Here is a 24151-nt window from a genome sequence, read left to right as displayed (position 1 = left end):
CCTTCCTTTGGACAAAATAGTTTCGAATCGATGTCGAAACTTTAGGATATAAGCTACTAATTTCATCTATCATTATTGTTATGCAGAAAGGACGTGCTCCTTCATGAGCTTGTTAGAACAAGATTTGAAGCGTCAGTCGATCTTTAACACATCCGCACCTAACCAATCCACCCGTATTATTATGGGTGAATGTTCCGGTATTTTGAACTGGGACGATATTCGCATGCCGCATATGTACAAGCTTTACAAAGTATTGCTGCTGAACCATTGGATCGCAGACGAGATTCCGATGAACAAAGATGCGCAGCAATTTGCTCTATTGTCTGAAGAAGAGCGACGTGCATTTAAAATTAACATCTCCCTGCTTGCTGTTCTAGACTCCATGCAGACGATGTACGTTGGTGACGTGAAGCAGTACTTTACAGACTCTTCACTTGAAGCGATTTCTGCAATTATCGCACAGCAAGAAGTGGTTCATAACCAATCGTACTCCTATGTTCTTTCTTCTATCGTTTCGGAACAAGAACAGAAAGAAATTTTTGAGTACTGGAAGCATGATGAAGTATTGCTTGAGCGCAATCGCTTTATCGCTGATATTTATCAGTCTTTCCGTAACAACCCAACTCCGCAAACGTTCTTCCAATCATTAGTTGCGGACTTGATTCTAGAAGGTATCTTCTTCTACTCGACATTTGCCTTCTTCTACAACTTGGCACGCGATCAGAAGATGATGGGTACGAGTCAAATGATCTCTTACATTCAACGTGACGAGAATCAGCACTGCTACTTCTTCGGTGAAGTGTTCAAGCAGTTGATGCGCGACTTCCCAGAGCTGGATACAGAAGCAAACCGCAAATATGTATATGATACAATCGAGCGTGCAGTACAGTTGGAAACAAACTGGGCACATTACACGCTTAAAAATATTAGCGGTATTGACCTTCGTGAGCTGTCTGACTACATCAAGCATATCGCGAACCGTCGCCTTGCGCTCATGGGTATGGACAAAGCCTATGAAGGCGTAGACGTGAACTGCATGCCTTGGATTAAGCCGTTCTCTGACGATGCATTGAACGCAACGAAGACTGACTTCTTCGAAGCGAAGTCCCGCACGTATGCAAAAGCTGGCGACGACAATGGGTTCGACGAGCTGTAAGCTGTAATCATATTGTTTATCTATTACATCCAGAAAGAGCAGGGTCACATTGGTGGCGCTGCTCTTTTTTTTAAGTAACACCTCATTAATATTCATGAGATTTGTAGACATCCTATACAATTGATGCTACCATTGATAACGATTATCAATTGGTCATCTTTAACTTCTTGCCCAGCAGCCTATTCACTTCCCTTACCTTCACTCAGCCACCAATAATACAGGAATGAATTACTGATTAGTGATTAGCTAAAGACATAGTCTTCAACAGAAAAAGGAGTGAAATGCAATTCCATGTTAAAACGATTTTTCTCGTACTACCGCCCTTATCGCGGTTTGTTTATACTCGACTTTTCCTGTGCTGTGATCGCTGCTCTTTTGGAGTTGGGCTTCCCGCTCGTTGTTAATAGAGTCGTAGATGTTCTACTTCCAAGCAATAACTGGACATGGATCACATGGGCATGCTTCGGGCTGCTCATCATGTATATCATCAATACAGGACTCAACTATGTGGTAACGTATTGGGGACATAAGCTTGGCATCAACATCGAAACGGACATGAGGAAAAAGCTGTTTGATCATATTCAAAAGCTATCTTTCCGTTACTTTGACAATAACAAGACCGGTCATACGATGTCTCGTATGACGAATGATTTGTTCGAAATTGGTGAGGTGGCGCATCACGGTCCCGAAGATATTTTCATCGCGATCATGACCTTGATCGGCTCCTTTACGATTATGCTGTATATGAATGTACAGTTGGCCTTGATGACTTTCATTATCGTGCCATTTATGGCATGGCTGGTCGTGGTTTGCAACAAGCGCATGACTGTAGCGGCTGACCGTATGTTCTCCGATATCGCAGATTTCAACGCACGCGTGGAAGATAGTGTTGGCGGTATCCGCGTTGTTCAAGCGTTTGCGAACGAAGAGCATGAGAAGAAGCAATTTTCCGTCAACAATATGCGTTTCCGTGAAGCGAAGCTGATGGCCTACAAAATAATGGGCTTCAATATTTCGACCAGCTATCTACTTATGCGATTAGGGAATCTATTTGTACTAATATCAGGAACATGGTTCGTCATTCAAGGTAAGATCACAATCGGTGAGTTCGTTGGTTTCCTGTTACTTACGAACGTGTTCTTTAGACCAATTGAGAAAATTAACGCTGTTATCGAAAGCTATCCTAAAGGTATTGCCGGCTTCAAACGATATCTCGAAATTATCGATACAGAGCCAGATGTAGCAGACGTACCCGATGCGATTGAAGTTACACATCTGAATGGAAATATTCGCTACGAGAACGTTACATTCGGTTACGAAGGACATGCCAATGTGCTTAACCAGATTAACTTGACGATTCACGCAGGTGAAACAATTGCGTTTGTCGGTCCATCAGGCGCTGGTAAGACAACACTGTGCAGCCTACTCCCCCGCTTCTACGAGCGAAATGAGGGCGGCATCACGATTGATAACATTGATATTCGAGACATGACACTCACAAGCTTACGCCGTCAGATCGGTATCGTGCAGCAGGATGTGTTCTTATTCGCAGGAACAATCCGGGAAAATATTGAGTACGGCAAGCTTGGTGCAACCGATGAGGAAATTTTGGAGGCTGCTCGTCGTGCAAGATTGGACGACTTTATCCGTTCACAGCCAGATGGCTTGCTGACTGTCGTTGGTGAACGCGGCGTGAAGCTCTCTGGTGGTCAGAAGCAGCGCTTGGCGATAGCGCGCATGTTCTTGAAAAATCCGCCGATCCTCATTCTAGATGAAGCAACTTCTGCTCTTGATACAGAGACGGAGCAAGCAATTCAGCAGTCTTTAGCGGAACTGTCTGTTGGACGTACGACACTCGTCATCGCTCACAGATTGGCTACGATCAAGAATGCAGATCGCATCGTCGTCGTGACAGAGGAAGGCATTTCAGAGCAAGGCAAGCATGATGAGCTTGTAACCGCAGGTGGGATTTACAGCCGTCTGCATCATGCGCAGTTTAGTTCTTAGCATTCGCTAGCCGCATATAACTCGGAACTGTAGCTGCCAGTTATTGATTCTTCATTCGTGAGCTGTTGACCAACATCGAATCGGATAGTTAAGCAATTACTTAGGTGACAGTAACATAAGGTAATGAGACCAACGAACAAAGGAGCAGCGTCCTGTCACGGACACTGCTCCTTTCGTTTATCTGATCATCTATTAGGCCGTCTTGCGTTGAATACGTCCACTCCTGCGGATGAGCCACTCTGCCACGAACAAATTAGGCACCCAGCACATCCAAGAAATGATAACGTAATAAACCAAGAAGTTCTCTCCGCCAAACAAAGAAACGGATAATAATATCATCAACCGTAAGGTTACCGCAGCAAACGTTAGCGCATAATTGCGCAGCATCCACTTGCGATGTTCACGGTAATTCCCTTCAATTCCTTCACGCACTCCATAGTACGCCGTGTACAACCACAGCACGGCAAGTACACCAAACCCCATTTGGGCAATCCAGCCGCCTGTCGCATATACAGCCAAATACAGTCCGCTAATCCCACCAAACAGCACACCAATGCCATACAACATTCCTAATGTCCGATGAGCCCCACGAAACTTCTTTCTCCACCGCGGAAACCATTGATAGGCTCCGATAACTAACGCAATTACACTGCTTACGATATGAACATATAGCATCCCTGTCCACTGAGCAGTAAACGTAGTTGCTTCACCTTGCTTTACCCCTATTAATCCGTCGCCATTCTCCCCCAACGCATCTGGAGTAAAAATATACTGATTCCACGCCATCACCGAAATGACTATTGCAAAGACAGCAACGATCACTAACGGCCAAGTTGACTTTCTCATATGCCCCACATCCTTATCTGCTTAACGCTTCGTTTCGGTGTAAGAGGTCTGAGATGTTCGTTCTGACGCAGCGTTTTGGATAGAGATAGTCTAACATGCCGCAGCTAGTTGTTTGACCCGCCAAAAGTCCAGTCTAAGCGCCTGAAGTTGATTAGATGAATAGTAAAGCATGTAAATGCAGTCATCTCATCTAGTGGTTCAGATGCTATTAAATAATATAACCCTCCGCTTGGATCACACGTGCGGCAATCTCCCGCTTCAAGCCAACTGCGTTAATCGGTGTGCGGCGTACGAGCTTCTTCAATATCGATAGGTGCGTCCGCAACGTATCTCCGCTCTCCATGGCAGCTGCCGTTTCTTTGGCAATATGCTCGATCTTAGCAAATGCCTCATGAATAAACACTTCGGTCATCTGAATCGCAGCCTTCGCCTTCTCTTCCCCTACCTTACCAATCCGCTTGCGGGTACGCAGCAGCGTGCTCTCGATGGCATAAATTTGGATCATCAAATCTGCCAAGTAACTGAGCACCTCTTGTTCCTTCTCCAAGGAAGTCCCATATTTCTGTACGGCCAATCCTCCAACTGTTAAGAACACTTTTTTCGCAGCTGCTACCAAATGCGACTCCTGCTCCAACGTTCCCTCAAAGGTTTGCCCAGGCATAAGCGAGATTAGCTCTCCTTGCAGCTCTTGGACTTTCGCGATTAGCGGCAGCTCACCTTTCATCGCGCGCTTCAACAGCGTACCCGGGATAAGTAGCCTATTGATCTCATTTGTTCCTTCGAAAATACGATTAATCCGTGAATCGCGATAAATACGCTCAATTTTATATTCCTGCACATAGCCGTAGCCGCCATGAATTTGTACCCCTTCATCTGCCACAAAATCAAGCGCCTCGGTGACAAATACTTTGTTAATCGAGCATTCGAGCGCATATTCCGCAATTGCTTTCGCAGCCTGCGCACCAGAGTCGGCATCTTGGTCATTAACGTCCTTTAGGCGTTCATCGATAAGGCCTGATGTGCGGTAAACCATACTTTCTGATACGTACGTCTGAATATTCATATCTGCCAGCTTGCCAGCGACAAGCGGGAATGAGGAGATCGCGCGTCCAAACTGTTTACGCTCATTTGCATAACGAGAACTTAATGCAATTGCCTCTTTTTGAGCACCAAGACAACCTGCTGCCAGCTTGAAGCGTCCGATGTTCAAAATATTAAACGCGATCAAATGGCCGCGCCCAATCTCACCTAACACATGATCGACGGGAACCTTCACATCCTCAAAGTACAGCGGGCGTGTCGAGGAACCCTTAATCCCCATCTTCTTTTCCTCAGGACCTACCGTAAAGCCTTCCATATCCCGCTCCACAATAAAGGCCGTGAAGTCTTTGCCGTCTACTTTGGCATACACGATGAAAATATCTGCAAAGCCCGCATTCGTAATATAGATTTTCGAGCCGTTAAGAATGTAGTGTTGGCCATCCTCAGACAACTTCGCTGTCGTCTTCGCCCCCAAGGCATCCGATCCTGAGGCAGGTTCGGTGAGGCAATAAGCTGCAATCTTTTCGCCTGTCGCTAAGTTGGGCAAGTACTTTTGCTTCTGTTCAGATGTGCCGAAAAATACAATTGGCAGCGTACCTATTCCAACATGTGCCCCAATCGATAAAGCGAAGGAGGAAGCTGGTGACAACGTTTCGCTAATGATTGTGGAGCTGACCTTATCAAGTCCGAGTCCGCCATACAGTTCAGGAATATCTGCACTAAGCAAACCTACCTCCCCTGCCTTGCGCATCAGCTTCACTGTCAGTGCATAATCCTGCTTCTCTAGTTCTTCATCATGCGGAATAACTTCTGTCGCTACATATTCTCTTGCTGTATCCTGTATCATCCGCTGCTCAGCTGTAAAATCTTCCGGTGTTACGATTGCGTCTGCTCCCACATCCTCAATGACAAAGCTGCCTCCTACAATTTTCGTCTTCGTCATATCCCAACGCCCCTTCCACGCAAAAAATAGCCTGCTAGTATAAATGTCATCAAACCTTATCGTTCAGCGCCAAACACCTCAAACACGCCCGCAGCCCCCATACCGCCGCCTATGCACATCGATACGACACCATAGCCACCGCCACGACGGTGCAGCTCATGGATCAATGTGGCTGTCAGCTTCGTTCCTGTGCAGCCAAGCGGATGCCCTAATGCAATCGCGCCCCCGTTCACATTTACGAGACTCTCATCCAGCTCTAAATCGCGAATTACGGCCAAGCATTGAGAGGCAAATGCTTCGTTCAATTCATACAAAGCAACCTGTTCCTTCGTAATACCGGCCTGCTTGAGTGCCTTCGGTATAGCTTCAATCGGGCCAACACCCATAATTTCTGGTGCTACACCTGCAAGAGCAAAAGAGCGAAAAGCCGCCATCGGCTTCAAGCCTAGCGCTTCCGATTTTTGGCGACTCATCACAACAGCCGCAGCCGCGCCATCGCTCATCTGCGAAGCATTCCCAGCCGTTACTGTGCCCCCTAGTTGAAAGGACGGCTTAAGCTTCGCTAATCCTTCTGGCGTTGTATCAGCACGTACACCTTCATCCACTTCCACCGTCACCGCACGCTCCCAAGGTCGACCGTTCGTCCCGACTCCCTTTACTGTAGTCGCTACAGCGACCGTTTCCTCGCGGAACTTGCCTGTGGCAAGGGCAGCAGCTGCTTTGCGATGACTGCTCACGGCGAAGCTGTCCTGATCTTCGCGGCTAATGCCATATCGCTCCGCAACGCGTTCCGCCGTATGGCCCACGCCCATGTAAACTTCGGGCATCTTCGCCATCAGCCGCGGATGCGGCGCGAGCTTGAAGCCTGTCATGGGCACATGGCTCATGCTCTCTACGCCGCCCGCTACAATAACATCAGCCAGCCCTAGCATAATGCGCTCGGCAGCATAAGCAATTGACTGCAAGCCAGAAGAACAGAAACGATTAATCGTTACGGCAGGAACTGTTTCCGGCAAGCCCGCAAAAAGGGATATGATACGGGCGAAGTTCAAGCCCTGTTCGCCTTCTGGCATCGCACAACCGATAATGACATCCTCGATCTCACTTTTGCTCAAGCCAGGGACGCGTCGAATGGCCTCTTCGATGACAACTCGCCCCAGATCTTCAGCACGCGTATGAGCAAAGCTACCGCGCTTCGCTTTCCCAATAGGGGTACGCACGATAGAAACGATAACAGCTTCTCTCATGGTGGTCTCTCTCCTCATGCAATAAAATGGCGCTTCATTAAGCCTCCAATCATGAGTGAATATTCATTTATCGTAATATTGAAAATTGTAATTAATGGGACTCATATCGCTAAGAAGGCATCTATTTCCGGCAGTATGATTGATATATATTTTAAGCAAAAGAAGGATATTCTCCCCTCTCTGTTCCGTATACACAAAGAAATAGGATCTGAGGTTAAGCCATATATATAACGAAGGACGCGTTTAATAGTAAAATTGCTTGCTATGGTTAGCGAATGAAAGCCATGAAAGGAGTGGTATCTGCGATGAACATTATCGTGTTGGCGAAACAGACTTTCGATACCGAAGAAAAGATTGTTATCGATCAGGGATCGATCTCGGAAGATGGCGTTAAGTTCGTGCTCAACCCCTATGATGAATATGCGGTAGAACAAGCTATTCAGCTACGTGACGAGCACGGTGGGAAAGTAACAGTCATTGCAATAGGCCCTGAACGAGCCACTGAGGCACTGCGCACCGCATTGGCAATGGGCGCAGATGAAGCCGTTCTTATTAGCGATGAAGGAGCCGTGCTCGATGAACATGCTGTCGCACAAATTCTTCATGCGTACGTAAGCAAGCAAGCATTCGACCTTATTCTTGGCGGCAATTTCTCCGTCGATAACGGAAGTGGGCAGGTTGCGATTCGACTCGCCAAGTTGTTAAGCATCCCTCATGTTGGTTCGATTACGAAACTTGTCATCCAAGGCGGGCAAGCTGAAATTGAGCGTGATGCAGAAGGCGATACCGAGCAGCTTACAGCAGCCTTGCCTGCTCTATTTACCGCTCAACAAGGGCTGAACGAGCCGCGCTATCCTTCGCTGCAAGGCATCATGAAAGCAAAGCGCAAGCCTTTGCAGCAGCTATCGCTTTCGGACTGCGACTCGCCCACCATCCAGCCACTCACCGCGCGAGTCAGGGTATCCACTCCTCCGCCACGTCAGGCAGGTAAACGATTGTCAGGTACTCCAGTGGAGCAATCCCAGCAGCTTATTGGACTGCTGCAAACGGAAGCCAAGCTGTTCACTTAACGATAAGGAGGCGTTGAAAATATGACTACTGTATATCTCGCGATAGCTGAAGTAAAAGGAGGCGCCTTGCGGCAAGTATCCTTCGAAGTCATTACTGCTGCACGGCAAGCTTCAGGTGAAGGCTCAACGGTTGCCTCTGTCTTAATCGGAAACGATGTATCCCGCTTCGCCAATGAGCTCGCCGCTTATGGAGCGGATCATGTATATGTAGTCGAGCACGACGACCTAAGGCACTATAACGCCGAAGCTTACGATGCTTCGCTGCAAGAGGTCATTCAAGCTGCCCAGCCAAAGGCAATCTTTTTCGGCCACACATCCATCGGCAAAGACCTTGCTCCGCTATCCGCAGCCTCGCTTCAAGCCGGCCAAATCTCTGACATCATCGCTTTGGAAACCGATGCTGCAAGCGGCAGCATCCTCTACACTCGTCCCATTTACGCTGGCAAAGCATTCGAGCAGCGGACGTTCACCTCTGCCCAGTCCGTCGTTACCGTCCGACCGAACAATTTCCCGCTCCCGTCTTGTGAGGCAGGTCGCACCGCACCTGTAGTGAACATTGCCTACCCTGCTCCAACACTGCGCACCGTCATTCGAGATGTCGTCACGCAAGCAGCAGGACGAGTCGATCTGAGCGAAGCGAAGATCGTCATCTCAGGTGGGCGCGGCATCAAAAGCACAGCAGGCTTCAAGCCACTCGAAGAGTTGGCCGAGGTGCTGAACGGCGCAGTCGGCGCATCTCGCGGTGCCTGCGACGCGGGCTATTGCGACTACGCGCTGCAAATTGGCCAGACGGGCAAGGTCGTCACGCCCGAACTATACATCGCCTGCGGCATTAGCGGCGCAATTCAGCATGTCGCTGGCATGAGCCAATCTCGGGTTATCATTGCGATCAATAAAGACCCTGATGCTCCTATCTTTCAAATTGCCGATTATGGCATCGTGGGTGATTTATTTGAAGTCGTGCCATTACTAACAGCCCAATTCAAACAGCAGCTTAAATCCGGTTCTGCTGATTAACCGTGTATTAAAATGTTCAATTGGCAGCAACTCTATCGGTACGTTCAATTGCATGACGCTAACGGTTGCCACAGAGGCTATCCGGCTTATATTTGCTTATTTTTAAATATAAAGGATATCTGTGAGCTTATTTATCTAATAAATCAATGTTCTTCCCTATTATTACTGAAATAAGCTCTCTCGTAACCGTTAAAATTCTACTATGTACAATTTCGTTAACATAACGTCAATAGCGTTCGTTAGAGGAAACAAACGGAACATCATGGCTAGAAGTCCGTTTCAAGCTGTGCGAGTTGAGCCATCACTGAGGCTATTCGAATTGTTATTTCTAAAAAAAATAAAAGCATGCTTCGAAGTCGTATCTTCGATCCATACACAAAAAAGCCTAGCCCGGCAGCAAGTCAGGTTAGGCTCTTCTCCATAAACTTCATGTCCCACTCAAGAAGGAAACATCTTATACAAAGTTCACGTATATATGATTGCTAATCAATTGTCCATTCATCCATTCATTCAGGAGGTTTTTGACATGAAGCGATCCGATTGGTTTTACATATGGGTTGCCATTACTGGTTACTTTACAGGGATAATCGTTTATATTGCTTCTCTTTGGGCTTTATACGGGGAAACATTTAATGAGATTAACAAGCTAATAACGTGGACTGCACCTGCCTTTTTCACAGTCGGAATTCTTCTATACTCCATAGCAGTAGCTGTCCTTCGTTCCCTAAATAGATATTCCTTTTGGCTGCAGACTCTACTCTTTGTCATCCTAGGATTCATCCCCGTTATGTTAGTTCCCATAATGATGGGATACCTTGCTTTCACTACGATATGGTTTGCATTTTCTCCAGAAGGGATGCTATTTTTGTTGGCTTATACTAGCATTGCCCTAGTATGCTCTTACGGATTTTGGGTAGCACACAAAAGGCAAAACAAGAAGCCGTTTACGATCTTATCTATTGTCGTCCTAGTCTTATTTATTTACGCAACCATTTGAGAGAGCTAGAGCTCTATATCTCTAGGAGTTTAAGAGTTTACAGATTTAATAATATAGGAGATGTAAAGCCACTCTTCCCACGAAAGAAGACGTCGCTGTAAAATGTGTGTTAGCATTCGGTCAACTGCCACTTTCCTTCGATACCGCTAGCCATATGCTATAGGGATAGTTGTACAGCTAGGCAGACATGCTTAGTTAAGATGCCCGATTCCATAGGCATATCACAGGTAGAAAGGATGAACGCTGTTGGTTACATTTCCAAGTGACTCCCAATTCAGCCCCCTTCTGCAGGGAACAACACCGCTCATCGATCCTGCTGGCGATGTAAATCCCATTGATACGGATATCGTAGGAAGTGATGCCTTTCCGGCCGTGTATATGGCCTATGACGGCACCAATATGTACTTCCGAATGCGATTGAACGGTGATCCGCGACAAAAGACGGGCTTTAGTAACTTCGCCTGGGGATTTCTGTTCGATACGGACAATAATCCTGCCACGTATGAATGGCTCATCGCCGTCAATGGCCTGCGAACAACGCTGGATCTCGTCCAAAACACGATCAAGGAGAACAATTCCTGGAACGACCCTGCTGAAGGGACAGATGGAAGAGGAAGCCCAAATGTGAGCCTGCCGATTATTAACTACGATATCGTTCGTGCACGGCTAACCGGGGATGGCTCTAATTTTAGCGGCAACCCTGATTACTTCCTCGACTTTTTCATCCCTTCCGCCCTTTTCTTCTCTACACTTGGCATCACAGCAACTACCCCTATACGCATGCTCTTCTTCACTGCCACGAACAACAACAACTTCAACAAGGATACCCTTCAAGCCCAAGGCTTCAGCTTCAGTCAAGCATTCAGTAACCCGACAACTCCCGCCTCAACGAACGTGCGAGCTTCCTTAACGGTTTCCAAAACCATTACATCGGGTCCGACTTCGGTTGCCGTAGGCGCTCTCTCCGTATGGCAAGAAGCGCTCACCGTAACGAACACGGGTAAAAGCGCAGCCAATCTTGTGTTCGCCTCTAGTATAATTACGCTGGAGCAAGTGGTTAGTGTGACATTTGTTGCCCCAGGCAATACAATGGCTACTTACAATCCACTCAATAAGACGATTACATGGAATATTGGTAATCTTGCTGCAGGAGCATCGATAACGCTGCCTATCCAACTGAACGGTCAGTTCACGACTGTTAACGGCGGGGTAAGGACGCTTAATCGAGGAACAGCAACTGGCATTGATTCATTTAGCGGAACTCCGATTAACAGCGGAAGTACAGAGGTAACCGTTAATGTAGCCCTCGCCCCGACAACGGGCTCTGCATCAGGAACCGTACTGGACCGTTCAACTGGCTTGCCGATTCAAGGTGTCGTCCTGAGCTTACTAGATGCGGCGCTCAATGTGATTCGTACGACTACCTCGGATATAGGAGGTGCCTACGGCTTCTCCGAATTGCCTCCAAGAGCCTACACACTAAGAGCTGATGCCTCGGGAGCAGGCTACTCCATAACGGATACGAGCGTGACGATTACAGCTGGCCAAGGTACAGCAAACACTGTATTTCTTACGCCACTTCCCGCTGCCGTGCAAGGTACGATTACCGACAACAACAATGCGCCTTTAGCTGGAGCCACCCTCCTGCTGAAAGACGCCCTCGCTCACACGATCGCCTCTGCCATCACAGATGGAAATGGACAATATATCCTCTCTAACCTAATGCCCGACTTCTATACTTTATCCGCTTCCCTTAACGGCTTTCAAAGCAAGGTTGTCTCCGAAAACCTAGGGCGAGGACAGACAGATACCGTTAACTTTGTCCTACAGCCGAATCCGGGCAGCTTATCCGGTCTCGTCACAGATGTCGATACGGGTCTACCGATTCCCGGAACGTTAGTAGAAATACTCGGAGCGAATCGACTGGTTTTCGCTACAACGGTAACGGATGCGAACGGGACATACGCTGTTGCTGGTCTCGCCCCCGGTAATGACAGAGTTCGATTCACTGCTGTTAACTATTCTGTTCAATTGTTGGGCGTCACCGTCAGTCCAGGAACTAGTCTGCAGCTTAATGCTCAATTACAGACAAACCCAGGGGCACTTACCGGAACAGTGACAGATAACGGAGGACAGCCATTAGCAGATATAAGCATCCGTATCGTAAATAATCTTGGACTTACCCTAGCTACCGCAAATACAGATGCGGCTGGAACCTTTACGATAGACTTCATCCTGCCGCCAGGAACATACTCGGTATCCTTCAGCGGCCAAGGTTATGCCAGTCAAACGGTAGGTGCCATCGTTCTGCCGGGACAGTCAACCCCTGTCAGCGCCATATTAAGCCCATTGGCAGGCTCCATCCAAGGCGTCATCACCGATGCATCCACAACGCAACCATTGCCTGATGCATCCGTGAGAATTTTGTTCAATGACCTGCTCGTATTCTCCACCACGACAGATAGTAACGGAGCGTACTTCATTAGCAATGTTGGGTCGGGAAATTATCAAGCAGCTTTCAGTGCTGCTGGTTATGGAACAGCGACCGTTGGCGCCATCGTTCTTCCTCATCAAATTGCTACAGCAAGTGCTGCACTACAGCCATTAGTGGGTTCCGTAAGCGGTGTAATTACCGACTCATCTGGAGGTCCTATTTCAAGTGCAGTGATAACCGTCCGCAGCAACACAGGAGGCGGCCCTGTTATCACTCGGGTGATTAGCAATGTGAACGGTAGTTATTCCGTACCTTCTTTATCTCCAGGCACGTATGTCTTAACGGTAACAGCAGATGGATTCGAAAATGGCATTTGCAGCGTTACCGTAATAGCCGATACCAACACAGAATGCTCCATCACGCTGCAATCACAGCCTGGATTTATCTCAGGTAAGGTCATCTCCCTTCAGAACGGACTCCCTATTAGCGGCGCTGCCGTGGAAATACGCCTCTCCGATCAGAACGGCACGGTGGTGTCCACCCTTTATACGGATGCCAACGGCAACTTCCTTAGCCCAGGTCTCCTGCCAGCTACGTATACGATCGCAGTTATTGCCGACGGATTCCAAATCGATGGTGCTAATGTTGTGGTGCTTCCCAATGCAACGACACCGATTACGATTGGCCTCAATCCGAATCCAGGCAGCGTAACAGGCAGTGTATTCGATAGTCAGACAAACTTGCCATTGGTCGGTGCCCTTGCAAAGGTCGTCAATGCGAATGGCTTCCGACTAGCTGTCACCGTTACCGACAGTAACGGGCAGTTCACATTTTCTAGTCTCCCACCTGATCAATATACGGTTACGGCAAGTACAGATGGCTATCAAGCGAATACAGTCGGAGTCATCGTTCAACCCGGACTTACCACACCGACTGCCATTGGATTGGTCCCGCAACCTGGAACCATTACCGGCCTCATTACTCCGAATGTCCCAAATGCAATTGTGAAGCTGTATAATGGCAACCATATCTTTATCGCTGTCGTGGCCACCGATGAGAATGGGCGCTACACATTCACCAACCTGGCACCTGGCAATTATGAGATCGCTGCTTTAGCACCTGAGTATGCGGCTTCTACAGCTGGAGCATTCGTAAATTCAAATGCAACCACCGAATTAAACATTACACTCCAGCCTAATCCCGCCCAGTTCAGCGGTACGATTACAAGTTCTAACGGATTGCCTATCACGAATGCGCAGCTGCGCGTACTCGACAACAATGAGAACATTCTTTCAATCGGACTATCTGATATTGCTGGAAACTATTTTATTAGCAATCTCCCTCCAGGCAATCACTCCGTCGTCATATCAGCCCCTAATTTTTCAACGCTGGTCGACGGTGTTGCCCTGACTCCTGGCGCATCACTCAGCAATATTAACTTTGTTCTTATCCCTAACCCAGGTTCCATTAGCGGTAATGTGCGAGATCGTGTAACTGGTGAAGTGATCAGCGGCGCAAGCATTAGTATCCGTACACCTGATGCCCAAGGTGTTCTGCTCGAAGCGACGGTTACGAGCATATTCGGCAACTTTACCTTTGTCGATCTGCCTGCTGGCTCCTATTCTCTTATTATTCGTGCTGATGGCTATGCTACACAGGAATTAGGCGAGATCATTCAAAGTGGCGTCAATACAACAGCCAATATCTTATTAGATCCTTCCTTCGGACGAATTAACGGAAACGTTGTAACAACCTCTGGTGCTCCCGTTACTGGAAACAGTATCAATATCCGCATTTATGACGAGAAGGGAGCCCTGTTCGAAACCATAGTCGCAAATAGCAACGGAACATTTACAGTCCAAGATTTGCCGACCGGAAATTATCAAGTCAGCGTCAATGCACCCGGCTTTGCCGCTACAGCCGTACCTGTTCAGGTAACTACCGGATTAACAATCCCTCTCACCCTTACCGTGAGTACTCTTTTATCTGCTGTAACCGGAAATGTGCTAGATGCCTCAACCAATCAACCATTAAGCGGATCTACCATCGCGTTTAAAATGGAGACGGGAGAGATTGTGACCTCTGTGTTAACTGGACAGGAGGGTTCCTATCAATTTCCTAACCTGCAGCCTGGTACAGGATCAATCACATGCGAGCATATCGGGTATGGAGAGCAATCTCAGGCAGTGCAGCTCCCAGCTGGAGCGTCACAAAATGTAAACTTTATATTGCAGCAAAATGCAGGCGGGGTATTCGGCATTGTAACCGATGTGGCGACTGGCAACACGCTGCCAAGCGCTGCCATCCAGATTTTTGATTCTCGCAATACGCTTCTTTCCACTCACTTAACCGACTCAATCGGACAGTACATGGCAGAGGGATTATCCCCAGGGACGTACAAAGCAGTTGCATCTGAACGAGGCTTTTCCTCACAATCGGCAAGCTTCACTATAGAGCCGGGTACGAATACAAGACTTAGCTTTGCCTTAACCGCCATTCCAGGTGAAGTTGCAGGTACAGTGCGCAGCCAAACAGGGTTAAGTCCAGTAGCCAACACGATCGTAGCGATCCGAATCTTCAACGTATTTGGAGATCCCTTAGCAACGGTGACAACAGGACCTGACGGAACGTACCGCATCGGCAATCTCCCTACTGGCAATTACACGCTATCCTTTACCGCTCCTAACTTCTCTGCCTACACCACATCTGTGCTCATCGGAATTGGTGAGCGCGTTCAAGTTGATGTCGTGCTTCAACCAAATGCACCTGTCGTGCAAGGAACTGTACGACCAACCATACCTGTCCCTCCTACTCCACCTACTGTAGTAAATGAAGCTCAAAACGGAATCGTGCGCGTGATCGATGCCAACAATACCGTAGTTCGCGAAGTGCAGACATTCCCTGGTGGGGCCTATCTCGTCAACAATGCCGTTCCCGGGGACGTAGCCGTATATGCCCAGCTGCCAAATCAACAATTCGAAGAACAATCCGCAGACTTAGCCCCGAATCAACAGGCAACTCTTAATTTCACGCTTCCTCCAAATCCAGCTACTGTAACAGGAAGAGTGCTGGATCGAGAAGCGAACAATCCAATCGTAGGGGCAATTGTCCAAGTGCTGAATGAGAACCGCACCGTAACTGGGATCGGATTAACCGATGGGGAAGGTCGATTCCAGATTGGCAGCTTACGGCCGGGAACGTACTTCATTACCGTAACTGCACCTGGATTCGGTTCTCAAGTTCAACAAGTCGTTCTTGCGGCAGGCCAACTCCTCAATGTAGACTTTACCCTCAGCTCACTGCCAGGCAACCTAACTGGAGTTGTCCGCGATGAACAGTCCCGCCCTCTATTCCGAGCACTCGTTATTATTTTCGTGGCAGGCCAAATCCCGCTAAGGACCGTTATTACAAACGAGCAAGGCCAGTACGGGGTATTCGGTCTCGATCCCGGAACATATACAGCTCAATTCTCGTACCCCGACAAACGAACGAGGCTCGTTCCTTTTACCATTACCTCCCTCTCAACTACAACGTTGGATGTCATTTTAGTTGACGAGGAAGAAGAATAAACACAACAAAGAACATGTCCTGCTCCATTTCGCTGGTGCGAGACATGTTCTCTCTTTTTTGGGGGCTATTCACTATCAAGCGTTCCGATTTCTTGCTTAATCTTGTTCATCCGCTTCTTGCCCCAGTCATACATCATTTCAACGATAGGCAAAATCGTCATACCTAGCTCTGTCATCGAGTACTCGACTTTCGGCGGAGATTCAGGATACACCTCACGATGAACGATCCCATCTTCAATCAGCTCACGCAACTGGTTCGTTAATATTTTGTGCGAGATTTTCGGGAACAGCTTCTGCAAATCACTAAAGCGATGAGGTCCCTCTACACCTAAATGCCACAAAATAACGACTTTCCATTTGCCGCTCAAAATGGATAACGTCAATTCTTTTTCACAGTTAAAATCGCCGTTAAGTATTTTCTGTTTAATTTCTTCACGTAATGTATCTGACATCGATGCTCGTTAACTCCTTGTCCTACGCAAAAGTAACCTACAGGTAACTTCCGCACAAAATAGTGCATTCTTCACAGTTTGAGAAATCGACGTTACAGTGTAAGTAATCTTATAACCATACATTCACACCTAGGAGGAATTACACATGAATAAAAAAGTATTGTTTATTATACCACCCGAGCGTTTTAATGAAGATGAATGTTTTCACCCGCAAGAAATATTGGAGCAAGCAGGCGTAGAAGTCACAATCGCTAGTACAGTAGTTGGTGAAATTACAGGTGACTACGAAGGAAAAGTGAACGCTGAGGTTATCTTCTCAGATGTTGCTGCTAACCAATATGACGCTGTGGCTGTAATCGGTGGTTCTGGTACAATTGATCACCTTTGGGGCAATGAAACACTTCTTGCATTCTTGAAACAAGCCCATGAGCAGCAAGTACTCGTAGCAGGTATTTGCGCTGGTTCTGTATCTATCGCGGAGACAGGCTTGCTTGCTGGACGAGCAGCTACTTGTTATCCCGTCGATGTAATGATCAACGCATTGAAAAATAACAATGTCGAATATGTCTCTGAGCATGTCGTTGCGCACAACGATATTATTACTAGTGATGGCCCAGACGGCGCAAAAGCATTTGGCCACAGCTTGGTCGAGGCGTTGCGTTAGTCTATCCTATTTACACGAAATAAACATGACAAAGAAGCCTTAGTACATACTAAGGCTTCTACCTATTCTCCATACGGTCACCCCTACTCCAGAACAACACGAGCGATGATAAAGCAGCCCCAACGATATTGTTTTATGGCACGCTATTCTATATAGAGGAACATGTTTGTATCTCAATAACTTTTGTCGTGATCGTCGTCTATGCGAAACAATTCTTTCGCACTTCACGTCTGAAGCATTAACTATATAACAGAAAAGGACAGCCCCCTTTACATCCATAGAGCATCATCATCTACCCTATTCCACTTCATAAATTTAATACGAAGGAAATGATGATTATGATGAAAAAATGGCCCGCTGCAGTTCTGATATCTATCGCGCTAGCTGTCGGTTCTTACTATGTGTATGAAACCTATTTTAGTTACTCGATGACCAGAGAAGGATTCCCCATACCGAACAAAGCCGTTTTAAAGGAAGCAAAGAAAAATGGCAATGGAACGACTTTCACTTATTCACTAAAAGGTATTAGAGAATGGGAGGGCTTGTCTAATCGTTATGAGAGACAGTTTCATATACACGGTTGGAACTTAGTCGAGGAACAAAGTATTGGAGTCGTCTACGTTTACCAAAAACAAGATGGCACTGAATTAATCGTTCATCCCTATATTAATGAAATATCATATGTTTTGTATCCCACAGGAAGAGAAAAGGAGTCACACTCCGGAGCACAACAAAGAAGCCTCAGGGCCCCCCTAAGGCTTCTATTACATGCGTCATTTGAATCACCCTCACGCTATTAAAGTTCAAAACAAGCAGAACGGTTGATCAACCATCCTAAACATCACATCTTTTCATTTGTATCAGGCATGTGTGCTGTTCGTAATTTGCAAAATGCGGTAAAGTCCAATGTCGTGGTCAGATCGTAGGCCATAATTTTTTTAATGAGGAGTTCGATGATATTTTGAACTAGATCATCCTGTCTATCATACTTGGTCTTGCAGCGGACGGAGTTAATGACAGGAGTAAAGCGATTGATGATCGACATCATCGCATCTTTATCTCCACGATGGGCAAGTGCTACTAAATCGAATAATTCATCGTTCACGTTTATAGTTATCCTCCTTTTTAGTAGAAATCATGTTTGATAGATTGGCTACCGTTTCGGTACGTACATCCAACTTGTTATCGAATCGCTTCCATACATGTCCCGTCAGAACCGTAGGTAATCCAACCTGGCCTATAAGCGATAGCAAATCTGGAAAAGGGGTTGGTTCATTCATATTACCTCACCTCCTTGTTTAAAATGAAAGTTCTCATTTTCTTAAGAGCAGCGTTACGAGATTTGCATACGGCTTGAGGGGATACTCCCATCGTGGTGGCTACCTCATTGTCTCTGTAGGACATGCCGTAGACTAATGCAATGACTAACTGTTGATGCGGAGTAAGTTGGACATAAGCGTGTTCTAATGCTTCATTGGAGATACATGCTTTAAATTGTTCGGAGTTTAAAATCTCTGAGGTAGTCGATTGTTCAGCTTGCACGGAGAGCAGTTCACCCAGTGTAGCAGTAGACTGGTCATCTATTGTAGGTTGATCAAATATGAGAGGGTTGCGCGTTTGGACTCTTTGGTTGACTCGAAACTGATCAATTGCACAGAACTTAATCGTCGAAACGAGATACTTAACAAATCGAATGCGGAAATAATGCTTACGGAAATTGTCCTCCAACTTCTGCTTGCTGACACTATCTCCATCCAGTGTGGATAATAGCAATGCAATATTAGATTCCTGGGAGAAAAAATCTTGCATGACACGATCATCAAAAATCACTTTATTAACTCTAGAAAATTGAACATACCTGTTCCTTTGCTCTTCATTGATCACTCACATACCTCCTTTATCTTCTTCATCGCGAGTAAGAAGCATGGTGATAAACATAAATCAAATTAGAACGTACGTTCTGTTTTGATGCGAAAAAAAGAGATCCGATGGGATCGTTTGTTCTCATTTACTATTTTAGTATACTACAATTTGGCCCAAAAAGCACGTCATTCTTTGAGATTTCCCCACTATTTTTTGCTCCCAGCATGTAAGCAATCATGTTCCCCAATACTACTGAATGAGCTCCTTATTCGTATTTTCGAGCTTGATGCTAAATAAGAAATAGAGGGCTTTCGCCCCCTATCATGTACGAACCTGTTTATTATTAAATCGTTCGAGCCCCAACCACAAACGGAGTCGTCGAAATCGCTGGTATAACTAAGAAGAACGATACCGTTTCAGTAGCTCCAGGAGCAAGGGAAGCTGTCTCAATCATATCTACATAGCTACCGCCGCCAACCCAGTTGTGATAGACCGATGTCCCCGCCATATTTACAAATGGGAAGGAATAAAACCCAGTCGTCCGTCCCATAAATACTCTGAACTTACGAGCCGTTGTTGTCGTATTTTTAACTTTCATCGTAACGGACATTTGCTGTCCATAACCGCCATCCAAAAGACCCGTTACATTTTGATTCTGTCCCGGAATCGTTGGCGCAGGATCGGTGACCAATGGAATATCATCGGTTCCGAAAATACCTGGATACGCTGTCGATCCACAGATTCGGTAGGCCACACCATTGGTTGAAGTCGGTGCAAGAGTATCAAAATTAATTGTATTATAATAAGTGGGGCCTTTACCACGTCTCATTTCCGTACCTTTATTTTTCGCAAAGGCAGCAGCGCCCCCTGAATTCGTATTCCATGCTAGATCATAAAATATCGCAGATGCTGCAACTCCAGTGCTGTTATTCGTAACATTCGTACGAGCAACGAGACCGAAGTTGTTTCCAGCTGGGATCGTCGCTTGGAATATCGTTCCCCATGCCAGAGGGTTAATGACAACAGAGGTCGCACCTGCGCCAGAGAAGTAATCCTTCCACGCACTTGAATCAGGATTACCTGCATGATTCGTCCTACCATTATTGCTGGAGGTAACTTTAATCGCAAAGTTATTAGGGTTGTAGATCGTCAAACCATGCTTAATAGCAATACCTGTCTTGTTGTGATGCCATACATACACGAGCCCCGCTCCTGTTACCGTATCTCGATTCAGCCACTTGCCAGCATCGGCCAAGTCAGTCGAATCTACTGCCTCAGGATTGTCCGAGTAAAATACGTAGCCACCGCCTTTAACTACCGTACTATTGCCCTTCGGTGCCCAATTCGGTGTTCTCGCGGTTTTCGTTGCATCATTCAGTAGAATTGCCATACAAGATCCCCTCCTTATAGTTACACCGTCATCTCGGTGCTTACTATATAAGTGATCCAGCAGACTGGATTAACAACCCTATAATTGCTTATTATATTGTTTATGGACACGATGAAACGAATCATTTCAGCCACTTCATTTAAAAAAACACCTAGCGCAAATGTCATGCTAGAATTACGGCTATACGTAATTCTAAACTTATAGATTAAATCAGCGTATATCTAAATATGTAAAACGAATAAATACTCATATTATAATTTAATAATTTATTTAAATAACTACTCAATAATAGGAGGATGTTTCATGAAACGTTCGGACTTATTTTATATTTGGGTAGCTATTACAAGCTATTTAACCGGATTATTAGTTTATATATCATATCTATTGATGTACGATGGCAGAGTTACTGAAAGCTTGGGCAAAATAATAACTTGGACTGCACCTGCCTTTTTCACAGTAGGAATATTACTTTATGCTACAGCAGTAGTTATCCTTCATTTATTGAAGAAATATAATTTTTGGTCACAAACAGTGGTCTTTATCTTAATCGGAGTTATACCTGTTTCAATAATACCATTTACAATGGGCTATTTTTCTATTAACAACTTTAGCTTTATCTTTTCACCTGAAGGATTTCAATTTTTATTAGCTTATTCTAGCATTGGTCTTATTTTTTCTTATGGAGTTTGGGTGGCTCGACAAAAAAAGGACAAAAAACCATTTCTACTTCTTTCTATCCTTATTATTCTACTGCTTATACTTGTTAATTATTTGGGATAGGTTAGTGATTGTACAAAGAAAAGCAGGCTGCCTTAGGAGGTAGCCTGCTTTTTTATATGCGAGCTGCCAAAGATAGCGAACGCTCCCTATTCATATACAATTGCCGTTGTCATACCTCCAAGTGGTAAGGTCATATTATTGCTCACATGGTGTGGAAAATGGCAATGCAGCGGCCATCGCCCCGGATTATCCGCGATAAATTCAAGATCTCTTGTCGTACCCGACGGTACGAGGATCGTACTTTTTCGAAGCTGATTGTCCTTCGGAATCGAGTTCCCATCCACAGCTGTCTCCAAAAATTGATGACCATGCAAATGCATCGGATGATTCATCATACCAATATTGCCGAATCGAATTCGCACTCGCTCCCCTTTTGAAACAGGCAGGGCTGCTGTGTATGGAAAGCATCTTCCGTTCAACGTAAAAAAATTCGAATTATGAGCAAACGGATCAATATCATAGACGCCGGGTTGGAGAACGCCCATCTGGATATTCTTTAACGCAAAGGCACCTAACATCAAATAATAATCGCGCTGCACCTCTTGCTTCGACTCGCTAGGATCGAGAATAATCAGTCCCCCTTCCAGCCCCATCATATCCTGCATCACCGTATAAAAATGAGAGTGGTACATATGTGTCCCAGAAGGATTGGTAATCTTGAAGTGGTAATCAAAATACTGACCAGGCTCTATGCGTGGAGAAGGTTCAATGTCTGGCACCCCATCCATCACATTCGGCACGTCTAACCCATGCCAGTGCACGCTGGTCGGCTGAGGCAGCTTATTATAAACGCGAATACATACATAATCATCGGGATACACACAAATCGTAGGACCCGGAGACATCCCATTATAGCCCCAAGCATTCATATAAATGCCCGGAAGGATCTCGCTCCTCACAGGCTCCGCCACTAAGGTGAAATACTTAATGCCATTCTTCTCTACATAAGGCAAGTTCGGTATTTGGGGTGAAATGACCATACGCATCAACTCCACATTAGCATTTTTACCAGTATACAGAGGGAAGCAGTCAGTTAGAATGCAGAACGTTGCAGCTATACGAGCTTCCCATTAAACCTTTCATAAGAACATTAAAGCACATTGATAAACTTCTTATTTTACTACGCAGATAAATCAAGCCCATGCAGGCCTTATATTAACACTTGCATACATGTTGTACGATTACATTAAAACGAATAGGAGGGGATTTTATTGGAACATGATAATCTAGTTTTCACAACGCTGCGGAGTGCGCAGCCTGGCGAACTCATTACATTCGGCACTTATCCACAGACAGCAGACGGAGCGGACAGAGCGCCAATAAAATGGAGAGTGCTGCAACATACAGATGGCGAGCTATTTCTTCTAAGCGAGTACATTTTGGATTCCAAGCGATATTACCGGGAAAATGCCGATATTACATGGCGCGACTCTGATGTGCGAACATGGCTGAACGATGAGTTTTACAATGCTGCATTCAACGACACCGAGAAGAGGCTCATTAAGACTACACATTGTACAGACAATGGTGAGGATAGCGCAGACACGGAAGATAAGGTGTTTTTGCTCAGTGTTGCAGAAGCCCAAGAACTGACCGACAAACTCGGTGCAGCCCCATTACGTGCCCAACGTGGAGCAACAGGAACCGAATTTGCCAAAATAAAAAAGAGCGACGGATGTAACTTGTATGTGTACGATAAATCAGTTAAAGATAATTATATCATCGAGGACGGAGAAGAATTGGGCTGTTCCTGGTGGTGGCTGAGAACTCAAACAAGTCATTCTTCGCGTGCGTATTTTGTTGGTACTCGCAGCAGTATCCGCAGTTATGGGAACGTCAACTTAGCTTGTTACGGCGTACGCCCCTCTCTAAAAATAAATCTGCCATAATAAAAAACGGAGCGTTTCAAGGGAATTCCCCTGATAACGCTCCGCCTAACTAAGTATGTACTCAAATAAGAACCTGTCCATTCTATCTGTGCTGATCGATAAGAATGGTATTGCCATCTGGATCTTCAATGACAAAACTAGCTGGTCCTTCTGAGATGGACACACCATCGTTAATAATAGATATTCCCTTACTGCGGAACTCCTCTTGCAGCTCCCTTACGTCTTTGAATGGATTTATTTCTTCCGCTTTGTTGTTCCAGCCGGGATTAAACGTTAATATGTTTTTATCAAACATGCCCTGAAACAAACCAATCGTACAATCGCCGTTCTGCATAATGAGCCAGTTCTGTGTGATATCTCCGGTAAAAGCATGAAAGCCAAGCTTCTCGTAAAATTGTTTGGATTGCTGAATATCTTTAACGGTTAAACTTACAGAAAACGCCCCTATACTCATAGTATGTTCCTTAGCTTTATTTTCACATCATTGGACTTAAACGAACTAACCAATTGAGCATAAATCTATCCTCCCCGTTACAAACTACTTTTATTTATTAGGAGGTCTACGATGACCAAATCAGCAAATAGAAATTATCGTTTGTTTGCCTCACTTTCAAGCGGGCAAATTTTTTAAAAAAAGACCACGACAACTACCTAGACAAACACAGCATTCTTTCGCTTCTACCCACGTACCAATATTTCAAGTACAACATAGAAAAGAAGCAGGTTTAACCAATGGCTGCCCTGCTTCTAATGGCTTTTCTATCTACTTTTGATTTAATAGAATTA

The 24151-nt window shown here is 45.8% G+C and carries 20 protein-coding genes; 10 read left to right on the top strand and 10 right to left on the bottom strand.

Going from position 1 to position 24151, the window contains the following annotated elements; translation table 11 throughout:
• Window positions 1–124 precede the first annotated feature (124 nt).
• Both NQ117_RS15425 and NQ117_RS15420 read left to right on the top strand, forming a co-directional pair.
• Window positions 125–1156 carry a ribonucleotide-diphosphate reductase subunit beta gene (locus NQ117_RS15425; protein ID WP_258279060.1) on the top strand — a complete coding sequence of 344 codons (1032 nt, stop codon included), beginning with the start codon at window positions 125–127 and terminating at the stop codon, window positions 1154–1156.
• Window positions 1157–1447: 291 nt separating this feature from the next.
• On the top strand, window positions 1448–3163 hold the full coding sequence (locus NQ117_RS15420; protein ID WP_258278917.1) for an ABC transporter ATP-binding protein: 1716 nt from the start codon (window positions 1448–1450) through the stop codon (window positions 3161–3163).
• Window positions 3164–3355: 192 nt separating this feature from the next.
• On the opposite strand, the gene NQ117_RS15415 is transcribed toward NQ117_RS15420, so the two are convergent.
• The 3 genes from NQ117_RS15415 to NQ117_RS15405 form a co-directional block, all read right to left on the bottom strand.
• The gene (locus tag NQ117_RS15415) at window positions 3356–4009 is read right to left on the bottom strand and encodes a DUF2306 domain-containing protein (RefSeq protein WP_258278916.1); all 654 of its coding nucleotides are present in this window, start codon (window positions 4007–4009) and stop codon (window positions 3356–3358) included.
• A 208-nt stretch (window positions 4010–4217) separates the two neighbouring features.
• Window positions 4218–5993, bottom strand: coding sequence for an acyl-CoA dehydrogenase family protein (locus NQ117_RS15410; RefSeq protein WP_258278915.1), 1776 nt, complete (start codon window positions 5991–5993; stop codon window positions 4218–4220).
• 56 nt (window positions 5994–6049) lie between these two features.
• Complete coding sequence (locus NQ117_RS15405) at window positions 6050–7240, bottom strand: acetyl-CoA C-acyltransferase (protein WP_258278914.1); 1191 nt, start codon at window positions 7238–7240, stop codon at window positions 6050–6052.
• 305 nt (window positions 7241–7545) lie between these two features.
• On the opposite strand from NQ117_RS15405, the gene NQ117_RS15400 reads away from it, so the two are divergent.
• The 4 genes from NQ117_RS15400 (at window position 7546) to NQ117_RS15385 (ending at window position 16327) form a co-directional block, all read left to right on the top strand.
• The gene (locus NQ117_RS15400; protein ID WP_258278913.1) at window positions 7546–8310 is read left to right on the top strand and encodes an electron transfer flavoprotein subunit beta/FixA family protein; all 765 of its coding nucleotides are present in this window, start codon (window positions 7546–7548) and stop codon (window positions 8308–8310) included.
• Window positions 8311–8331: 21 nt separating this feature from the next.
• Window positions 8332–9327, top strand: a complete 996-nt coding sequence (locus NQ117_RS15395; RefSeq protein ID WP_258278912.1) for an electron transfer flavoprotein subunit alpha/FixB family protein — start codon at window positions 8332–8334, stop codon at window positions 9325–9327.
• Between the two features lie 526 nt (window positions 9328–9853).
• Window positions 9854–10324 (top strand): hypothetical protein, encoded by a 471-nt coding sequence (locus NQ117_RS15390; RefSeq protein ID WP_258278911.1) that lies wholly within the window; start codon window positions 9854–9856, stop codon window positions 10322–10324.
• Between the two features lie 246 nt (window positions 10325–10570).
• Window positions 10571–16327: a carboxypeptidase regulatory-like domain-containing protein gene (locus NQ117_RS15385; RefSeq protein ID WP_258278910.1), complete on the top strand. Its 5757-nt coding sequence runs from the start codon at window positions 10571–10573 to the stop codon at window positions 16325–16327.
• Between the two features lie 65 nt (window positions 16328–16392).
• On the opposite strand, the gene NQ117_RS15380 is transcribed toward NQ117_RS15385, so the two are convergent.
• A complete protein-coding gene (locus tag NQ117_RS15380; protein ID WP_258278909.1) occupies window positions 16393–16779 on the bottom strand; it encodes a winged helix-turn-helix transcriptional regulator in 387 nt (128 codons plus the stop codon).
• A 145-nt stretch (window positions 16780–16924) separates the two neighbouring features.
• Between NQ117_RS15380 and NQ117_RS15375 the strand changes: the two genes are divergently transcribed.
• Together NQ117_RS15375 and NQ117_RS15370 are read left to right on the top strand one after the other, a co-directional pair.
• Entirely contained in the window at window positions 16925–17443 is a 519-nt protein-coding gene (locus NQ117_RS15375; RefSeq protein WP_258278908.1) for a DJ-1/PfpI family protein, read from the top strand.
• Between the two features lie 338 nt (window positions 17444–17781).
• A complete protein-coding gene (locus tag NQ117_RS15370) occupies window positions 17782–18243 on the top strand; it encodes a hypothetical protein (protein WP_258278907.1) in 462 nt (153 codons plus the stop codon).
• Between the two features lie 41 nt (window positions 18244–18284).
• On the opposite strand, the gene NQ117_RS15365 is transcribed toward NQ117_RS15370, so the two are convergent.
• From NQ117_RS15365 to NQ117_RS15350, 4 genes are all read right to left on the bottom strand, one after another.
• Window positions 18285–18548 (bottom strand): helix-turn-helix domain-containing protein, encoded by a 264-nt coding sequence (locus NQ117_RS15365; RefSeq protein ID WP_258278906.1) that lies wholly within the window; start codon window positions 18546–18548, stop codon window positions 18285–18287.
• Window positions 18538–18723 carry a hypothetical protein gene (locus tag NQ117_RS15360; RefSeq protein ID WP_258278905.1) on the bottom strand — a complete coding sequence of 62 codons (186 nt, stop codon included), beginning with the start codon at window positions 18721–18723 and terminating at the stop codon, window positions 18538–18540. The genes NQ117_RS15365 and NQ117_RS15360 overlap by 11 nt, the downstream gene beginning before the upstream one ends.
• Before the next feature lies 1 nt (window position 18724).
• Window positions 18725–19327: a sigma-70 RNA polymerase sigma factor region 4 domain-containing protein gene (locus tag NQ117_RS15355; RefSeq protein ID WP_258278904.1), complete on the bottom strand. Its 603-nt coding sequence runs from the start codon at window positions 19325–19327 to the stop codon at window positions 18725–18727.
• A gap of 322 nt (window positions 19328–19649) precedes the next feature.
• A complete protein-coding gene (locus tag NQ117_RS15350; protein ID WP_258278903.1) occupies window positions 19650–20696 on the bottom strand; it encodes a hypothetical protein in 1047 nt (348 codons plus the stop codon).
• Window positions 20697–20999: 303 nt separating this feature from the next.
• Between NQ117_RS15350 and NQ117_RS15345 the strand changes: the two genes are divergently transcribed.
• The gene (locus tag NQ117_RS15345; RefSeq protein WP_258278902.1) at window positions 21000–21476 is read left to right on the top strand and encodes a hypothetical protein; all 477 of its coding nucleotides are present in this window, start codon (window positions 21000–21002) and stop codon (window positions 21474–21476) included.
• An 86-nt stretch (window positions 21477–21562) separates the two neighbouring features.
• Here the strand turns inward: NQ117_RS15345 and NQ117_RS15340 are convergent, their stop codons facing one another.
• On the bottom strand, window positions 21563–22456 hold the full coding sequence (locus NQ117_RS15340; RefSeq protein ID WP_258278901.1) for a multicopper oxidase family protein: 894 nt from the start codon (window positions 22454–22456) through the stop codon (window positions 21563–21565).
• A 231-nt stretch (window positions 22457–22687) separates the two neighbouring features.
• On the opposite strand from NQ117_RS15340, the gene NQ117_RS15335 reads away from it, so the two are divergent.
• Complete coding sequence (locus tag NQ117_RS15335) at window positions 22688–23365, top strand: DUF6273 domain-containing protein (RefSeq protein WP_258278900.1); 678 nt, start codon at window positions 22688–22690, stop codon at window positions 23363–23365.
• An 82-nt stretch (window positions 23366–23447) separates the two neighbouring features.
• Here the strand turns inward: NQ117_RS15335 and NQ117_RS15330 are convergent, their stop codons facing one another.
• Window positions 23448–23819: a VOC family protein gene (locus NQ117_RS15330; RefSeq protein ID WP_258278899.1), complete on the bottom strand. Its 372-nt coding sequence runs from the start codon at window positions 23817–23819 to the stop codon at window positions 23448–23450.
• Window positions 23820–24151: the final 332 nt, after the last annotated feature.

The organism is Paenibacillus sp. SC116 (assembly GCF_024733555.1).
Lineage (GTDB): Bacteria > Bacillota > Bacilli > Paenibacillales > Paenibacillaceae > Paenibacillus_B.
Note: the sequence above shows the minus strand (reverse complement) of the source record. Positions and strands in the feature narration are given on the sequence as shown.

Coding starts and splice junctions, on each gene's coding strand:
- NQ117_RS15420 (WP_258278917.1), top strand. CDS start 1,448: ATGTTAAAACGATTTTTCTCGTACTACCGCCCTTATCGCGGTTTGTTT.
- NQ117_RS15415 (WP_258278916.1), bottom strand. CDS start 4,009: ATGAGAAAGTCAACTTGGCCGTTAGTGATCGTTGCTGTCTTTGCAATA.
- NQ117_RS15410 (WP_258278915.1), bottom strand. CDS start 5,993: ATGACGAAGACGAAAATTGTAGGAGGCAGCTTTGTCATTGAGGATGTG.
- NQ117_RS15405 (WP_258278914.1), bottom strand. CDS start 7,240: ATGAGAGAAGCTGTTATCGTTTCTATCGTGCGTACCCCTATTGGGAAA.
- NQ117_RS15400 (WP_258278913.1), top strand. CDS start 7,546: ATGAACATTATCGTGTTGGCGAAACAGACTTTCGATACCGAAGAAAAG.
- NQ117_RS15395 (WP_258278912.1), top strand. CDS start 8,332: ATGACTACTGTATATCTCGCGATAGCTGAAGTAAAAGGAGGCGCCTTG.
- NQ117_RS15390 (WP_258278911.1), top strand. CDS start 9,854: ATGAAGCGATCCGATTGGTTTTACATATGGGTTGCCATTACTGGTTAC.
- NQ117_RS15380 (WP_258278909.1), bottom strand. CDS start 16,779: ATGTCAGATACATTACGTGAAGAAATTAAACAGAAAATACTTAACGGC.
- NQ117_RS15375 (WP_258278908.1), top strand. CDS start 16,925: ATGAATAAAAAAGTATTGTTTATTATACCACCCGAGCGTTTTAATGAA.
- NQ117_RS15370 (WP_258278907.1), top strand. CDS start 17,782: ATGATGAAAAAATGGCCCGCTGCAGTTCTGATATCTATCGCGCTAGCT.
- NQ117_RS15360 (WP_258278905.1), bottom strand. CDS start 18,723: ATGAATGAACCAACCCCTTTTCCAGATTTGCTATCGCTTATAGGCCAG.
- NQ117_RS15350 (WP_258278903.1), bottom strand. CDS start 20,696: ATGGCAATTCTACTGAATGATGCAACGAAAACCGCGAGAACACCGAAT.
- NQ117_RS15345 (WP_258278902.1), top strand. CDS start 21,000: ATGAAACGTTCGGACTTATTTTATATTTGGGTAGCTATTACAAGCTAT.
- NQ117_RS15340 (WP_258278901.1), bottom strand. CDS start 22,456: ATGGTCATTTCACCCCAAATACCGAACTTGCCTTATGTAGAGAAGAAT.
- NQ117_RS15330 (WP_258278899.1), bottom strand. CDS start 23,819: ATGAGTATAGGGGCGTTTTCTGTAAGTTTAACCGTTAAAGATATTCAG.